Raw genomic sequence first — 15,702 nt, forward strand, 5'->3', positions numbered from 1 at the left:
GAGCCCCCGCATGCAGACGTCACTGACCATAAACGGCACGGCGCGAGAGCTGGATCTCGACCCGCGCACCAGCCTGCTCGACGCGCTGCGCCATCATCTCGGCCTGACCGGTACGAAGAAGGGCTGCGATCACGGCCAATGCGGCGCCTGCACCGCGCTGGTAAACGGACGGCGTGTGAACGCCTGCCTGTCGCTCCTGTGCATGCATGATGGCGACGAGGTGACCACCATCGAGGGGCTGGGCCAGCCCGGTGCTCTCAGCCCTATGCAGCAGGCCTTCGTCGAGAAGGACGGTTTTCAATGCGGCTACTGCACGCCGGGCCAGATCTGCTCGGCCACCGCGATGCTCGAAGAGATCGCGCAGGGCTGGCCGAGCCATGTCACCGAGGATCTGGAGGCGCAGCCCGAACTGACCATCGAGGAGATCTCCGAGCGGATGAGCGGCAATCTCTGCCGCTGCTCGGCCTATCCCAACATCGTGGACGCGATCCGCAAGGCGGCGGGAGAGACGGCATGAGACCCTTCGACTACCATCGCGGCACCGGCATCGAAGACGCGACCCGCGCTGCTGCGCAGGGCAGCTTCATCGCCGGGGGCACCAACCTCATCGACCTGATGAAGCTCGAGGTGATGGCGCCCGAACGCCTGGTCGACATCAACCGGATCGAGGAACTTCGCGGCATCGAGGCCACCGACGGGGGCGGGCTGCGCATCGGGGCGCTGGTCTCCAACACCGATCTCGCCAACGATCCGCGCGTGCGCCGCCACTGGCCGGTGCTGAGCCGGGCGCTGCTGTCCGGCGCGACCCAACAGCTCCGCAACAAGGCCACCACCGGCGGCAACCTGCTGCAGCGCACCCGTTGCCTGTATTTCTACGACCGTGCCATGCCTTGCAACAAGCGTGCGCCCGGGACGGGCTGCGGCGCGATGGAAGGGGTCAACCGCATCCTCGCCGTGCTCGGCACTTCCGAGCATTGCATCGCCACCCATCCCAGCGACATGGCGGTGGCGATGATGGCGCTGGGTGCCGAGGTCGAGATCGTCCGCGCCAGCGGCGCGACGGAGCGCCTGCCGCTCGACGACCTCTATTTGCTGCCCGGCGATACGCCCGAGCGCGAAACCGTGCTGGCACCCGGCGACCTGATCGCGGCCGTCATTCTGCCCGCCCCGGTCGAGGGGCGGCAGGCCTATCGCAAGGTGCGCGACCGCGCCTCCTACGCCTTCGCGCTGGTCTCGGTCGCTGCGGTGGTCGCGGTCGAGGAGGGGCGGATCAGCCGCGCCGATCTGGCGTTCGGAGGTCTCGCGCCCAAGCCGTGGCGCAACCGGGATGTCGAGGCCGCGCTGGTCGGACAGTCCCCGTCCGAGGCGCTGTTCGACCGCGCCGCCGACATCCTGCTCGAGGATGCGCGGGGTCATGGCGACAACGAGTTCAAGATCCCGCTGGCGCGCCGCGTGCTCAAGGCGGTGCTGGCAGACCTCACGACAGGAGCCGCGGCATGACTGAACAGCTCAAGATGGATGCTCCGGCCACCGACCGGCGGCTCGACGGGATGGCGCAGGGGCTGGTCGGCGCGCCTCTCGACCGGCCGGAGGGTCCGCTCAAGGTGACGGGCACCGCCACCTATGCAGATGAATATCGGATCGAAAACCTCGCGCACGGGATGCTGGTGCGCGCGCCGGGCAACAGCGGCCGTGTGCGCCTCGCCAACCGTGAGGCGGTGGCGGCGATGCCCGGCGTGCTGGCGGTGATCCACGACCCGCGCCTCCTGCGCAACCCGGCGCAGGGGACTGCCAACAAGGCGCCCGTGCAGGACCCGAACGAGGCGCATTACCTCGGCCAGCCGGTAGCGCTGGTGGTGGCCGAAAGCTTCGAGCAGGCCCGCCATGCCGCCCAGTCGCTCGAGATCGCGCTGGAGGGCGGCGCGCCGCGCCCCGTCGATCCCGAGACGGCGGCCTACGAGCCGCAGCCCGCCAAGGGCGTCGATCAGGGCGATCTCGACGATGCCATGGCCAAGGCCACGCACAGCATCGACGTCACCTACCGCACACCCTCGCATTCCAGCGCGCCGATGGAGCCGCATGCCTCGATCGCCCAATGGGAGGGCGAGGATCTGACCCTGCGCGGCAGCTACCAGATGCTGAAATACAATCGCAACGAGCTTGCCGACGCGCTGGGCATCCATCCCGACCGGGTGCGCATCCTCGCGCCCTATGTCGGCGGCGGTTTTGGCTCCAAGCTTGGCCTTGCCCCCGAGGCAGTGGCCGCGGCCATCGCCGCGAAGGAGACCGGTCGCCCCGTCTCGGTGGCGCTCACCCGGCCGCAGGTCTTCGAGACGACGATGCGCCGCTCCGAGACGCGGCAGCGCGTCCGTCTCACCGTAGATCCCGAAGGGCGTCTGACCGGGATCGGGCAGGCGGCGCTGGTGTCGAACCTGCCCGGCGAAGTGTTCTCGGAGCCGGTGCTGCAGGCGACGCATTTCCTCTATGCCGGCGAAAACCGCCGCCTGTCACTCGACCTCGCGCGGGTCCACCGGCTCTGCGCCGGGTCGGTGCGCGCGCCGGGCGAAGCGGTGGGCATCACCGTGCTCGAATGCGCGATGGACGAGTTGGCCGAGGCGGCGGGCATCGACCCGGTCGAGCTGCGCCGCCGCAACATCCCCGAGAAGGATCCCGAGTCGGGCAAGGAGTTCTCCTCGCGCCGCTTCCGCGAGGCGCTTGATAGCGGGGCGGAGGCCTTCGGCTGGAAGGACCGGCCGGCGACGCGTAGCCGCCGCGAGGGCGAATGGTGGATCGGCTACGGCATGGCCTCGGCAGCGCGGATCAACGTGCTCAAGGAATCGCGCGCCCGCGTCACGCTGGCCCCGGACGGCACCGCCCGGGTCGAAACCGACATGACCGATATCGGCACCGGCACCTATGCCATTCTCGGCCAGATCGCGGGCGAGATGCTCGGCCTGCCGCGCGAGAGCGTCGAAGTGGTGCTTGGCGACACCGACCTGCCGGCCGCCGCAGGGTCGGGCGGATCATGGGGTGCGTCGTCGAGCGGCACGTCGGTCTATGTCGCCTGTCAGGCGATCCGCGCCCAGTTAGCGCAGCGGCTCGGCGTTGCCGAGACGGATCTGACGCTCAGGGACGGGCAGGCCGTGTTCGACAACCGCACCGAAAGCCTCGCTGCCATCCTGAACGGCGACGAGATCGTCAAGGAAGGTCACGTGCTGCCCGGCGAGACCTCCAAGGCGGTGCGGCAGGCGACCTTCGGCGCCTATTTCGTCGAGGTGGCGGTGAACGGCGTGACCGGTGAGACGCGGGTGCGGCGGATGCATGGCAGCTTCGCCGCCGGTCGCATCCTCAACGCCAAGACCGCACGTTCGCAATGCCTGGGCGGAATGATCTTCGGCATCGGCATGGCGCTCACCGAGGAAATGGCCTTCGACGACCGCGACGGCCATCTCGCGAACCACAATCTCGCCGAATACCACATCCCGGTGAACGCCGATGTGCCGCAGATCACCGTCGAACTTCTGGAGGAGCGCGACGACTGGGCCAGCCCGCTGCAGGCCAAGGGCATCGGCGAGCTGGGCATCTGCGGTGCCGCGGGTGCGATCGTCAACGCGATCTACAACGCCACCGGGGTGCGGGTCCGCGACTTCCCGGCCACGCTCGACAAGGTGCTGGCCGGGCTCTGAGCGTTCAGCCCGCCTCGGCGGCACGCAGTGCCTCTGGCGTGTCGATGTCGCGCAGCCGATCAGCGGGGGAGGGACAGAGCCGCACCGTGCCCGGGGGGCGGCCGCGCAACAGGCTGGCCGCCCCCCGGTCGCCCGCAAGCAACATAAGGTCGGCCAGCATGTCCGCCGGAAAACAGGCCGGCGGCATCATCCGCGTTCCGTCATGCGCCGCCGCCGGATGCGTAGAGTCGCAGGCCGCGATTACTGAGTGGAGCAGCTCTGTTCCAACCAAGGGCATGTCGCCCAGCGCGATCAGCAGCTTGGTCGCGCCGAGCGTCCGGGCGCGCCGCACGCCCGCCCGCAGCGACGCCGCCTGGTCGCCCTCCGGATCGGGCGACAGGTTCTCGAAGCCATCGAGCAGCGCCGCGACCTCGGCCGTGCGGCAGACCGCGAGCAGCCGGTCCGTTTCAGCCCGGCTCAGCGCCCCGGCGACATGTGTGACCAGCGGACGGCCCCGGAAGTCCGCTTGCAGCTTGTCCTGCGCGCCGAAGCGTCGCGATGCACCGGCGGCAAGCAGCAGCCCGACGATCATTCTGCGTTCTCCCGTTGGTCTCCTCGGTCCAACCCGGATCGGCCTGAAAGGATGCAACGGGCAGCCGGTAACGGGCGCATTCCCTGCCTTGGAATGGGTAGAGACTCCGCGCCTCCGCACGGCGCGAAACGGGTTTCCCCGGCATCGGCGGAACGCAGGCCGAGGGGCGCGAGTTCTACCGGGAGGCGAGCCTGGCCCGCTTCGTTCGACGGGGTGTCGCGGGCAGAATACGGTTATAAAACAACTGTTTAATTGCTTTCTGGGGCTATTAGCTTGCTCCTCCCGGCACAATCGCTAAGTTGCCCCCCCGAATGGCGGCAAGTGGTCGATATTCGTCCCCGGGGCCGGCGTGACGCCGCGTGCCCCCTGACGGGACAGGAGATCCCCGCCAGCATGGCATGGATCTGAACGACGGATCCGGCCGTGTCAGGCCAATGGACCAGCATGAGGAGAACGGAATGAAGAAGAAGATACTCGGTGCGCTGTTCGCGACCATTGCCCTGCCGGGCGCCGCCGCTGCCGAATGCGGCGAGGTCTCGATCACCCAGATGAACTGGGCATCCTCCGAGATCGTCACCGCCGTCGCCAAGTTCCTGATGGAGCAGGGCTATGGCTGCGAAGTCGCGACCGTGCCCTCCGATACCGTGCCGGCCGTCACCTCGGTCGCCGAGAACGGCGAGCCGGACATCCTGACCGAGCTTTGGACCAACTCCACCGGCGACGTCTACAAGGAGCTCAAGGAGGCCGGAAAGGTCGAGGAGCTGGGCCAGGTGCTCACCCCCGGCGGCGTCGAGGGCTGGTGGATTCCGACCTACCTCGCCGAGGAGCATCCCGAGCTGACCACCATCGAAGGCGTGATGGCCAACCCCGAGCTGGTCGGCGGCCGCTTCAACAACTGCCCCGACGGCTGGGGCTGCCGCGTCACCAACGACAACCTGATCCGCGCGCTCGATCTCGAGAGCTCGGGCCTCGAAGTGTTCAACCACGGCTCTGGCGAGACGCTGGCAACCTCGATGGCCTCCGCCGTGCAGAACGAAGAGCCCTGGTTCGGCTACTACTGGGGTCCGACCGTGCCGCTCGGCAAGTTCGACATGACCGAGGTGAAGATCGGCGAATACGACGCCGAAGCGCATGCCGCCAACGCCAACAAGGACACCGAAACCCCCGGTGTGAGCGCCTATCCGGCCGCCCCGGTTTATACCGTGGTGACCACTGATTTCCGCGAGCGCGAGCCGGAGATTGCCGAGCTGATGAGCAAGCTCTCCTTCGAGACCGAGACCATGAGCGCGCTTCTGGCCTGGGCCGACGAGAACGGCGCCTCGAACGAGGAAGCGGCGGTCTACTTCCTCAAGAACAACCCAAACGTCTGGTCCGAGTGGCTCAACGACGAGGCCCGCGAGAAGCTCTCGGCGCTGCTCAAGTAAGACGGCGCCTTGTGCCCGATCGCTTCAAGGGGCGGCCCGCGCCGCCCCTTGTCATGTTCTTTGAAGCAATAACAAGGCGGTAACCGCCGGGAGAGAGCCTTAATGGCGACCTATGATTTCGTGTTCGACGGGCTGGGCCTGCGCGAGTGGTGCGGCGGCGACGACGCCGGAGGCGGGCTGATGTCGATGGACGCGCTCTTGAGCGAGACCAGCGGCGAAGCGACCGAGGTATCGGCTTGGGACACGCCCTTCCCATCGCTCGACGCGCTCAACGAGGCCTGCCCGGCCATGCCGCAATCGCGCGACCTGACCTCCGGGCTCGAGAACGGCTTTCTCGCCATCAAGGACGGGTTGCAGGTGGTGGTCGACCCGCTGACCCAGCCGCTGAGCTGGGCGCTGACCAACGCGCTGTGGCTGATGCAGGCGGTGCCGTGGTGGCTGATGATCCCGATCCTGATGATCGTCTCCTTCGCGGTGGGCCGTTCGCTCAAGCTGGCGGGGCTGGTCGGTCTCTCCTTCGCCTTCCTCGCTTTCATCGACTACTACGACTACACCATGCAGACGCTGGCGATCATCTTCGTCTGCGCCTTCATATGCGTGCTCTTCGGGGTGCCGATCGGCATCGCCATGGCCCGTAACGACAAGGTCCAGCGCGGCATGATCCCGGTGCTCGACATGCTTCAGACATTGCCGCCCTTCGTCTATCTGATCCCGCTCATCTTCCTGTTCTCGGTGACCGAACCCAAGCTCTACGGCATCGCGATCATCCTCTACGCCATCGTGCCGGTGGTGCGCCTGACCGATCTCGGCATCCGCATGGTCGACAAGGAAGTAATCGAGGCCGCCGACGCCTTCGGCATGACCGAGCGCCAGAAGCTGTTCGGCGTTCAGATCCCGCTGGCCCTGCCGAACATCATGGCCGGCGTGAACCAGACCATCATGATGAGCCTCGCCATGGTCGTCATCGCCTCGCTGGTCTCGGCGCCGGGTCTAGGTGTGCTGGTGCTGCGCGGTATCCGCAGCCTCGAACTGGGCGTGGGCCTCGTCTCCGGCTTCGGCATCGTGCTGCTGGCGATCATCCTCGACCGGGTGACCAAGGCGGCGCTGGCCCGCATCAACGCGTCGCAGCACTGAGGAGACGGACATGACCGACGAGATCAAGATTTCGATCCGCAACCTCTACAAGATCTTCGGCGACGCGCCTGAGAAGGCGCTTGCCCATGTCCATGCGGGGATGAGCAAGGCGGACCTGCTGGAGCAGGAAAACCACGTGCTGGGCCTCAACGACATCAACGTCGACATGCCCGCGGGCAAGACCACGGTGATCATGGGCCTGTCGGGCTCGGGCAAGTCGACGCTGATCCGCCATCTCAACCGGCTGATCGAACCCACCGCGGGCGAGGTGCTGGTCGATGGCGACAACATCCTGACCTACAACGCCCGGCAGCTGCGCGACCTGCGCCAGCACCGCATGTCGATGGTGTTCCAGAAGTTCGCGCTGCTGCCGCATCGCACGGTTCTGGAAAACACCGGCCTTGCCCCCTCCATCGAGGGCAAGAAGACGCGCGCCTATGCCGACGAGGCCACCAAGTGGCTCGACCGGGTCGGGCTACAGGGCCTGGGCGACCAGTATCCCCACCAGCTCTCGGGCGGGATGCAGCAGCGTGTCGGGATCGCCCGGGCGCTGACCTCGAACTCGGACATCATGCTGATGGACGAGGCGTTCTCGGCGCTCGACCCGCTGATCCGGACCGACATGCAGGACCTGCTGATCGACCTGCAGGCCGAGTTGCACAAGACCATCGTCTTCATCACCCACGACCTCGACGAAGCGCTCAAGCTCGCCGATCACCTCGTGATCCTCAAGGATGGCTTCGTGGTGCAGCAGGGCGAGCCGCAGCACATCCTGCTGAACCCGGCGGATCCCTACATCGAGGACTTCGTCGGCGACATCAACCGCGCCCGGGTGCTGCGCACCCGATCGGTGATGGAGAAGACCGAAGCGCCGGTCGAGGGGCTCGACGGCGAGGTCGACCACGACGACACGCTGGAATCGGTGATCTCGATGGCCGAGGGCGACACCAACCGCCACTACCGCGTCATGCGCGACGGGCGGCAGGTCGGCGTGCTGCACATGCGTGATCTCGTCCGTGCCCTGGTGCCGTCCGAGCGCGGCACCGACCGGGCGCTCGCCTCCTGAGGCACGCCACCCCGCGTCCCGGGTCACCGGGGCGCGGGCCGTCACACCTAGGCGCGAATTGCGGATGCCCCCAAGCTGCGGCACGGTTGACCCGGCCATGATGGGGCACTTGCAGTTTCCGGCAGGCGATACGCTTCACGGCCGCGCGCGCCCGCCCGAGATGCTTCCGGATCTGGGGAAGGTCGGGCAGGGGCCGCGTGTTGGACGGACCTCGGCACCTCCCGCGTGTGGTCGGGCGTCGCTACGAGTGAGCCGTCCCCAAAGAAAAACGCGCCGCCCGAAGGCGGCGCGTTTCCCCGTTACTGGGGGGTGAGCTTGTGGATCATGCCCTCGTCGACAGCCGCATAGAGGCTGCCATCGGGGCCCATCACCACCGAGCGGAACCGCCCGGCATCCATCGGCAGGGTCATCTCGGTCACGTCCGTCACGGCGAGATCATCGTCGAGCTGGATGACGTCGATGCGCTGGCCGATCGGCGTGCCGCCGAAGCCGATGCCCATGATGCCGACCACCAGCGCGCCGTCCCAGTCGCCCCACTGCTCGCCGGTCAGGAAGGCGGCCGAGGAGGTGCCCTGCGACCAGCCGTTGTTGTCCCAGATCGGGGGCATGGCGTCGGGATAGGTCTCGAAGTCGGTCATCGGCATGAAGGCCGCCCGCTCGTAGCGGTTCATCCCCTCCATCTGGTTCGGGGAATAGCCGCAATAGTCATCCGGGCAGTCGTCGCGACCGGCCATGTTGGGGCGCGGGTCCCAGCCGGCATTGCCGCCGTTCTGGAGCACCGTGATCTCGTCCGAGTGCCAGGGGCCATGCTCGGCGACGATCGGGGTGTTGGTGCCCGGGTGGAAGGCGATGCCCTGCACATTGCGGTGGCCATAGGTGTAGGTGCGGTCGTCGAAACCCTCGGGCGGGTTGTTGTCGGGCGCGGCGTTGCCGTCGGTATCGATGCGCAGCACCTTGCTGCCCATCAGCGTCGGGCTCTGCGGGATCTCCTCGTTATGGTTGTCGCCGGTGGTCAGGTAGAGGAAGCCATCGCCGGGGTTGAAGCGCACCCGGCCGCCGTTATGCGCGCCCGGCCCGCCGAAGGGGTGGTCGCTCGCCTCCATCTTGTAAGGCACGTCGTCGACGATGTCGGTGCGATCCGCCACGGCGGTGAAGTCCTCGTTCACGGTGAGCCGCATCAGCCGGTTGGTATGCGGGTCCGACATGTTCGAGGCCGAGTAGACATAGATGCGGCGGTTCTGGTCGAACTCCGGATCGATCGCCACGCCGTTCATGCCGGCCTGCCCCTCGCAGAACAGGTCGTCGAAGGTCTCGGGATACCCCTCGACCCCGCCCATGCCGAGCAAGGGATTGACGGTGCCGTCGGACATGCGAACCGAGAGGCCCTTGCATTTTTCGGTAAAGAACATCGTGCCGTCATCGAGGAAGGCCATGTCCCACGGGTTCTCCAGCCCCTCGAGCACCACCTCGTGCTGCAGGCTCGAGGTATTGGTCCCGGTCTGCGCGACGGCCGTCGTGCCGAAGACCAGAGCGCCAGCGATAACCGGGATGAGCCCGGGCATCGCGGTTCTGCTTTTCAATAGGGTCATCTCTTCTCCTCCCTGAGATTTCCGACAGGTCTTCGCCTGATCGGCAGTTATGAAACTAGGTCGATCCGGCGGGCGCGCCGCGAAAAACGGCGTAGCGCCCGCGTGTTGCCCCGCGATCGGGGCGCGCGATCACTCGATCCCGGTCGCGATATAGGCCGCGACATTGGCGATATCGTCATCCGAGAGCTTGGCCGCCACCGGCATCATCAGCGCCGAGTTCGGGCCCACCTTCTCACCGTCGCGGTACTGGTGCAGGCGCGAGGCGAGGTAATCCGCATCGTTGCCCGCGAGCTTCGGGAAGCTCGCCATGCCCTGCGCCTTGGGCCCGTGACAGGCGCGGCAGACCTTCTTGTAGAGACCTTCCCCGGCCTTGAGATCGGCGGCGGCGACATCGACGCCGGACCCTTCCGTCTCTCCCTCTGCATTGGCCTCTTCGGACCCGCCCTCGGCGGCGGTGCGGCAGGCGGTGTACTCTTCCTGCGAGACCATCCCGTCCTCGTCGAGATCCATCTCGGCGAATTCGGATGCGTGCCGGGCCTCGGCATCATCCCCGTCTTCCGGGGCATAGTCGGGGGTGCAGAACGACGCCTCGGCAGGGTTGCTCTCGGTGTCGTCCTGCTGCGCCGCTGCCGGCAGGCTCAGCCCGAGGGCGAGCAGGGCGGCGGGGCCGATGGTGAATTTGAACAAGTGAACCTCCTCCTGACAGTGTCAGCCGCATCCGTCGGTGGTGCGGCCGGTCCGTAATGGGACATAGAACGGGAGCGGAGCCCGGACAGGCGCCGTGTGCATGCGGGCTCGCGCCATTGGCCGGACCGCATGGCACAACGAAAAAGGGGCCGCGCCATCGGCGCAGCCCCCAAGGGTTCGACGTTACACCGGATCGCTCATTCGCCCGGGACGGCGCGCATGTCCGTCTCGGGGGCGCGGTAGTGATGCTTCTCGCGCACCGGACGCATGGCCAGGTTGGCGAAGAAGGCCACCACCAACAGCGCCGCCATCACGTACATCGTGGTGTTGTACAGGCTCGGCGTCGGGTCGATCGTGCCCTCGGGCGCGATCTCCATCAGCCGGGCGATGGTCACGGTCTTGGCAGTGACGAGCTGGTCGATCTGGTCGAGCCCGGCGCCGAACTTCTCCGCGAAGGCAGCCGGATCGACGCGGGCCGCGAGATCCGCGATCGCCGACTTCACCGACATGTCGCGCAGGCTCGTGATCGCAAGCGGGCCGAGCACGCCCGCGGTCGACCAGGCGGTCAGCAGACGGCCGTGGATGCCGCCGACATGCATGGTGCCGAACATGTCCGCCAGGTAGGCCGGGATCGTCGCGAAGCCGCCGCCATACATGGTGAAGATGATCATGGTCGCGACGTAGAAGCCGATTAGCCAGAGGATCGACGGGTCGGTCGCGGTGGCAGAGGCGAAGAACGGGATCGACATGTAGAGCGCCGCGCCCAGCACGAAGAAGATCGTGTAGGTGGTCTTGCGGCCGATATAGTCGGAGGTCGAGGCCCAGAAGAACCGGCCCACCATGTTGAAGACCGAGATCATCAGCACGTAGGTCGAGGCGAAGGCGGCGGTGACGATCAGCGGCATCGAGGTGCCGTAGATCTCGCTCATCATGGTCTTGGCAACGCCGATCACGCCGATGCCGGCGGTCACGTTGAAGCACAGCATGATCCACAGCTGCCAGAACTGCGGCGTCTTCATCGCCTGATCGATATGGACGTTCGAACGGGTGATCATCCCGGCAGAGGCCGATTCCGGCTTGGGCTGCCAGCCCTCAGGCTTCCAGTCCTTGGCCGGCACGCGGAAGCCGAAGGCGGCGATGATCATGACGATGAAGTAGCCGATGCCGAGCGTCAGGAAGGTGGCGCTCGCCCCGGTGTCACCGGTGCCGACGGCGTAGAGACCATTGGCGACCACGCCCTCGATCTGCCCTGCCTGCGCTGCGGTGGCGGTCACGGCCTCGACCAGCGTGCCGTTCTGCTCGACGAACAGGCGGCCGTTCTCGGTCACGGTCTCGACTTCACCGGCCATGCCAAGCAGGGTCGGTGCCTCGGAATAGAGGCCGAGCAGCCAGGACTTGAGCGGAGTGGCGATGATCGCGCCGCCGCCGAAGCCCATGATCGCGAGGCCGGTGGCCATGCCGCGACGGTCGGGGAACCAGCGGATCAGGGTGGAGACCGGCGAGACGTAGCCGAGGCCGAGGCCGCAACCACCCAGCACGCCGTAGCCCAGATAGACCAGCCAGAGCTGATGGCTGGCGATACCGAGCGAGCCAACCACGAAGCCGCCGCCCCACAGGCAGGCCGACAGCACGCCGACCATGCGCGGGCCGACCTTCTCGAGCCACTTGCCGCCGAAGGCGGCGGCGAGGCCGAGGAAGACGATCGCCACGGAGAAAATCCAGACCACCGAGGAGAGCGACCAGTCGTCGCCCGCGGCCGCCACGACGCCAAGCTCGCGGGTCAGGGGCGGGTTGAAGACCGACCAGGCATAGACCGAGCCGATGCACAGGTGGATCGCGATGGACGCGGGGGGGACCAGCCAGCGGTTGAAGCCGGGCTTGGCCACGATGTTGTCCTTGTGAAGGAAGCCCAGCGGCCCCTTCGCATCACTCAAGCTCATTGATGTCTCCTCCCAGAGTCGCGGCAGCCGCCCGCCGGGAGGCGCCGTCATGGCGAGGATGCTTGTAACGCGCCCCTTGCGCTGTCAAGAAAAATGCTTAAATGAAACAAAGACTTAGATGGACATTCTGTCTTCTTGACCGGATTCAGATGCATTCGAAGTGGACATTTTGTCCCGACGTCGCCCGAAGGCAGGCACGGCTCGGGTCAGCCGGTCCCTCACGGCGCCGTGGAGACCGGCAGGCGGATCGTGAAGCGGCTTCCTTCGCCGAGCGTGCTCTCGGCAAGGAGCGTGCCACCGGCCTGCGTCACCAAGGTCTGGCTGATCGACAGCCCGAGACCGGTGCCGCGGCTGCGCTTGGTGGTGAAGAACGGGTCGAACACCCGCTCCAGCACCTCTGGCGCGATCCCCGCGCCGGTATCGGCGACCACGATCTTGACCCAGTCCTTCTCTTCCTGATGCGCTTCATGCGCAGCAATCCGCAGCGTGCCGCCATCGGGCATGGCATGGATGGCGTTGACGATCAGGTTGATCAGGACTTGGACCAGCTCGCCGCGGTCGATGGTCACCCGCGCCTGGGTCGCCAGGTCGGTGACGATGTCGATGCCGGACATGCCGGACTGATGGCGCGCCAGCGCCAATGCATCGCTGACCGCCGCACGTGCCTCGAAGCTCTCGCCGCCGGGGGCATAGTCGCCCGGTCGGGCGAACTGCAGCAGCTTGGCGACCATCGCCGAGATCCGGTGCACCTGTGCGTCGATCAGGTCGAACTCGGTCTTGACCGCGCCGGCGGCCTCGGGCGGCAGCATCTCGCGCGCGACGTCGAGATTGCCCTGGATCACCGCGACAGGGTTGTTGATCTCATGCGCAACGCTGGCGGTGATCTCGCCGACGGCGGCGAGCTTCTCCGACAGGACGAGCTGTCTGGTCGTCTGCTCCAGCCTTGCATTGGTCTCGCGCAGGTCGCGGGTGCGGGCCTCGACCTCGCGTTCCAGCGCGGCGGCCCAGTCGCGCAGCCGCGCGTCGCGCTCCTGCACCTGGTCGAGCAAGGTGTCGAGATGGCCTGCGACCTGGCCGATCTCATCCGGGCCATGGGTCTCGATGCGCGCCTGCAGGTCGCCCGCCTCGACCCGCGCCATGGTCTGCGTCATGCGTTCGAGCGGCAGAAAGATCCGTCCCGCCCAGCGCAGGAACAGCGGCACGGTAACGGCAAGAACCGCGAGCAGTGCCAGCAGCACCGAGAGCAGCGAGTTCGCCCGCGCCGCCGAGAAGGGGGCCTCGAGAAAGCCGACATAGAGCATGCCGACCGCCTCGCCATGGCTGTCGAGGATCGGCTCATAGGCCGAGACGTACCAGTCGTTGACCACGAATGCGCGGTCGAGCCAGGTCTCGCCATTGCCGAGCACCCGCTCGGAGACCGCCTCCGAGACGCGGGTGCCGAGCGCGCGCACGTTCTCGAAGAGCCGCACATTGGTCGAGACTCGCACGTCGCCCAGAAACAGCGTCGCGGTTCCCCGGCTGCCTTCGGGCAGGGAGCGGTCGCGGTAGACGAGGTCGTTGATCGTGTCGATGAACCCGAGATTGCGGTTGAGCAGCACGCCCCCCACCAGCGCCGCGCGGCCACCCCCGGCGAGCGCGACCGGGGCTGCAGCATGCACCATCATGCCGCGATCCTCCTGCAACCTGTCTGTCGGCCGCGCGGCGGCGGTGGGGACGAGCGGGATCGCCGCCCGCTCGGCCAGATCCGGCGACAGCGCAGCGAGCGTGTCGGGGGCGAAGAGATCGACCGCGCTCATCGCGCGCCCCTCCAGCGCCGCCGCGATCACCGGCCAGTCCTCGGCAGGCAGGATCGCGTCGAAGCGCGACAGCCCGCCGGGCCGGGCAAGAAACAGGAAATCGAAGTCGAGCGCCTCGCGCCGCGCGGCAAGGAAGGCCTGCGCCGAGGGATCGCGGGCGATGGCGCTGGCGAACTCGGTCGAGCGGCCCAGCGCGTCGAGCCGCTCGGCCGCGTTCTCGAGAAGCCGCCCGAGATACTGGTCGGCGATGGTCAGGTCCGAGTTCACCTTGACGATCAGCAGCTCGTCGAGCCGGTCCGACCATCGCAGCACGCTCACGCCGATGAACAGCGGCAAGAGCACCAGCATCGGCAGCAGCGCAATCGCCAGCAGCCGCGCGCGCACCGACCGCGCGAAAATGCCGAAGGGGCGCAGGGTCACAGCCCCCAGGCCGCGCATTTGCGGTCGATGGTCTTGCGGCTGACGCCGAGCCGCCGGGCGGCCTCGGCGCGGTTGCCGCCGGTCGCCTCGAGAGCCGAGAGGATCTCGCGGCGCTCGACATCGTCGAGCGGTTCGATCGGGCCGCTGGGCGGTGGGCTGAGCTGCTCGACCGGAAAGCGCCCGAAGATCAGCGCGCGTTCGACGAAGTTGCGCAACTCGCGGATGTTGCCGGGCCAGTCGTGGCGCAGGATCGCGGCGCGCGCGGCGGCGTCGATGTCGATCCCCGGCAGGCCGAGCTGCGAGGACAGCTCCGTCACGAAGAGCCGGGCGAGATCGACGGTGTCGGCCCCGCGCCGCCGCAGCGGCGGCATGTTGATCTCGAGCACGTTGACGCGGAACCACAGATCCTCGCGGAAGCGGCCGGCCGCGACCTCCTCGGGGAGGTTCTTCGAAGTGGCAAACACGAGGCGGATGTCGAGCGGTCGCTCCCGCTCGCTGCCCACCGGGCGCACGGCCCGGTCCTCTATCACCCGGCGAAGCGCGGTTTGGGCCGAAGCCGAAAGCTCGCCGATCTCGTCGAGGAACACCGTGCCGCCCTGCGCCGACACGAGCAGCCCCTCGCGCGGAGCGTCGGCGCCCGGAAAGGCGCCGCGGGTGTGGCCGAACAGCTCGATCTCCAGCATGTCGGCGGGGATCGCCGCGCAATTAACCGGCACGAAGGGACCGGCCGCGCGCTCGGACAGGCCGTGCAGGTGCCGCGCTGCCACCTCCTTGCCGGTGCCGCTCTCGCCGGTGAGCAGAACCGGGCTCGGGACGCGGGCGACGCGTTCCAGCATCTGCCGCACTTCCTCGATCTGCGGCGAGGCGCCGATCAGCCGGGCCCGGCGGGAGCGGCCCGGATCGCCAGTGGCCAGCTCATGGCGCAGCAGCGCGTTCTCGCGGCGCATCGCGGCCAGTTCGACGCAACGGCGCACTGCATTGAGAAGCTGGTTCGAGCGGAAGGGCTTGAGCACGAAATCCACCGCGCCGGCGCGCATCGCCTCGATCGCCGTGTCGAGATCGGCGAAGGCGGTCATGATGATCGTGTCGCTCAGGCTGCCGCGCCGCCGCTGCTCGGCCAGCCATTCCAGCCCCGATCGGCCGGGCATGCGGTTGTCGAGGATCACCACGTCAAAGAGCTGCCGCGCGGTCAACGCATCCGCGGCCTCGGCGCTGTCGGCCTCGACCACCTCGCGGCAATGCGGCGCCAACGTCTTGACGAGGAAGTTGCGCATGCCGGGCTCGTCGTCGACGACGAGCAGCCGCGCGGTGGCGAGGCGCGCGGTCAGCCGCGCGGCCTCGGCGATGTCGCCTTCAGTCTTGTCCAAGAACCGTCCTCCCCGAGGCGCG

Annotated in this window: 12 protein-coding genes; 6 read left to right on the top strand and 6 right to left on the bottom strand. The window is 67.7% G+C overall.

The window, feature by feature from the left end:
* Positions 1 to 10: 10 nt before the first annotated feature.
* From FHS00_RS14550 to FHS00_RS14560, 3 genes are read left to right on the top strand one after another with little or no spacing between them, the layout of a single operon-like run.
* The gene (locus tag FHS00_RS14550; protein ID WP_183474814.1) at positions 11 to 517 is read left to right on the top strand and encodes a 2Fe-2S iron-sulfur cluster-binding protein; all 507 of its coding nucleotides are present in this window, start codon (positions 11 to 13) and stop codon (positions 515 to 517) included.
* Positions 514 to 1,500: an FAD binding domain-containing protein gene (locus FHS00_RS14555; RefSeq protein ID WP_183474815.1), complete on the top strand. Its 987-nt coding sequence runs from the start codon at positions 514 to 516 to the stop codon at positions 1,498 to 1,500. Before FHS00_RS14550 ends, FHS00_RS14555 begins: the two co-directional genes overlap by 4 nt.
* Positions 1,497 to 3,686: a xanthine dehydrogenase family protein molybdopterin-binding subunit gene (locus FHS00_RS14560; protein ID WP_183474816.1), complete on the top strand. Its 2,190-nt coding sequence runs from the start codon at positions 1,497 to 1,499 to the stop codon at positions 3,684 to 3,686. Before FHS00_RS14555 ends, FHS00_RS14560 begins: the two co-directional genes overlap by 4 nt.
* Before the next feature lie 4 nt (positions 3,687 to 3,690).
* On the opposite strand, the gene FHS00_RS14565 is transcribed toward FHS00_RS14560, so the two are convergent.
* The gene (locus FHS00_RS14565; RefSeq protein WP_183474817.1) at positions 3,691 to 4,257 is read right to left on the bottom strand and encodes a nucleotidyltransferase family protein; all 567 of its coding nucleotides are present in this window, start codon (positions 4,255 to 4,257) and stop codon (positions 3,691 to 3,693) included.
* Between the two features lie 458 nt (positions 4,258 to 4,715).
* On the opposite strand from FHS00_RS14565, the gene FHS00_RS14570 reads away from it, so the two are divergent.
* The 3 genes from FHS00_RS14570 to FHS00_RS14580 all read left to right on the top strand — a co-directional run bounded on the left by FHS00_RS14570 (position 4,716) and on the right by FHS00_RS14580 (position 7,881).
* On the top strand, positions 4,716 to 5,681 hold the full coding sequence (locus FHS00_RS14570) for an ABC transporter substrate-binding protein (RefSeq protein WP_183474818.1): 966 nt from the start codon (positions 4,716 to 4,718) through the stop codon (positions 5,679 to 5,681).
* 102 nt (positions 5,682 to 5,783) lie between these two features.
* Positions 5,784 to 6,815, top strand: a complete 1,032-nt coding sequence (locus FHS00_RS14575) for an ABC transporter permease (protein ID WP_183474819.1) — start codon at positions 5,784 to 5,786, stop codon at positions 6,813 to 6,815.
* Positions 6,816 to 6,825: 10 nt separating this feature from the next.
* Positions 6,826 to 7,881, top strand: coding sequence for a quaternary amine ABC transporter ATP-binding protein (locus FHS00_RS14580; protein ID WP_183474820.1), 1,056 nt, complete (start codon positions 6,826 to 6,828; stop codon positions 7,879 to 7,881).
* Between the two features lie 299 nt (positions 7,882 to 8,180).
* On the opposite strand, the gene FHS00_RS14585 is transcribed toward FHS00_RS14580, so the two are convergent.
* The 5 genes from FHS00_RS14585 to FHS00_RS14605 all read right to left on the bottom strand — a co-directional run bounded on the left by FHS00_RS14585 (position 8,181) and on the right by FHS00_RS14605 (position 15,680).
* Positions 8,181 to 9,443 (bottom strand): PQQ-dependent sugar dehydrogenase, encoded by a 1,263-nt coding sequence (locus FHS00_RS14585; RefSeq protein ID WP_183474821.1) that lies wholly within the window; start codon positions 9,441 to 9,443, stop codon positions 8,181 to 8,183.
* A 156-nt stretch (positions 9,444 to 9,599) separates the two neighbouring features.
* Entirely contained in the window at positions 9,600 to 10,157 is a 558-nt protein-coding gene (locus tag FHS00_RS17765; RefSeq protein WP_246391358.1) for a c-type cytochrome, read from the bottom strand.
* Between the two features lie 197 nt (positions 10,158 to 10,354).
* Positions 10,355 to 12,097 (bottom strand): OFA family MFS transporter, encoded by a 1,743-nt coding sequence (locus FHS00_RS14595; RefSeq protein ID WP_183474822.1) that lies wholly within the window; start codon positions 12,095 to 12,097, stop codon positions 10,355 to 10,357.
* 218 nt (positions 12,098 to 12,315) lie between these two features.
* Positions 12,316 to 14,313 (bottom strand): sensor histidine kinase, encoded by a 1,998-nt coding sequence (locus FHS00_RS14600; protein ID WP_343064607.1) that lies wholly within the window; start codon positions 14,311 to 14,313, stop codon positions 12,316 to 12,318.
* The gene (locus tag FHS00_RS14605) at positions 14,310 to 15,680 is read right to left on the bottom strand and encodes a sigma-54-dependent transcriptional regulator (RefSeq protein ID WP_246391360.1); all 1,371 of its coding nucleotides are present in this window, start codon (positions 15,678 to 15,680) and stop codon (positions 14,310 to 14,312) included. Before FHS00_RS14605 ends, FHS00_RS14600 begins: the two co-directional genes overlap by 4 nt.
* Between the last annotated feature and the right edge of the window lie 22 nt (positions 15,681 to 15,702).

This window comes from Limimaricola variabilis, from assembly GCF_014195545.1.
In the GTDB taxonomy this organism is placed as follows: domain Bacteria; phylum Pseudomonadota; class Alphaproteobacteria; order Rhodobacterales; family Rhodobacteraceae; genus Limimaricola; species Limimaricola variabilis.

Coding starts and splice junctions, on each gene's coding strand:
- FHS00_RS14550 (WP_183474814.1), top strand. CDS start 11: ATGCAGACGTCACTGACCATAAACGGCACGGCGCGAGAGCTGGATCTC.
- FHS00_RS14555 (WP_183474815.1), top strand. CDS start 514: ATGAGACCCTTCGACTACCATCGCGGCACCGGCATCGAAGACGCGACC.
- FHS00_RS14560 (WP_183474816.1), top strand. CDS start 1,497: ATGACTGAACAGCTCAAGATGGATGCTCCGGCCACCGACCGGCGGCTC.
- FHS00_RS14565 (WP_183474817.1), bottom strand. CDS start 4,257: ATGATCGTCGGGCTGCTGCTTGCCGCCGGTGCATCGCGACGCTTCGGC.
- FHS00_RS14570 (WP_183474818.1), top strand. CDS start 4,716: ATGAAGAAGAAGATACTCGGTGCGCTGTTCGCGACCATTGCCCTGCCG.
- FHS00_RS14575 (WP_183474819.1), top strand. CDS start 5,784: ATGGCGACCTATGATTTCGTGTTCGACGGGCTGGGCCTGCGCGAGTGG.
- FHS00_RS14580 (WP_183474820.1), top strand. CDS start 6,826: ATGACCGACGAGATCAAGATTTCGATCCGCAACCTCTACAAGATCTTC.
- FHS00_RS14585 (WP_183474821.1), bottom strand. CDS start 9,443: ATGCCCGGGCTCATCCCGGTTATCGCTGGCGCTCTGGTCTTCGGCACG.
- FHS00_RS14595 (WP_183474822.1), bottom strand. CDS start 12,097: ATGAGCTTGAGTGATGCGAAGGGGCCGCTGGGCTTCCTTCACAAGGAC.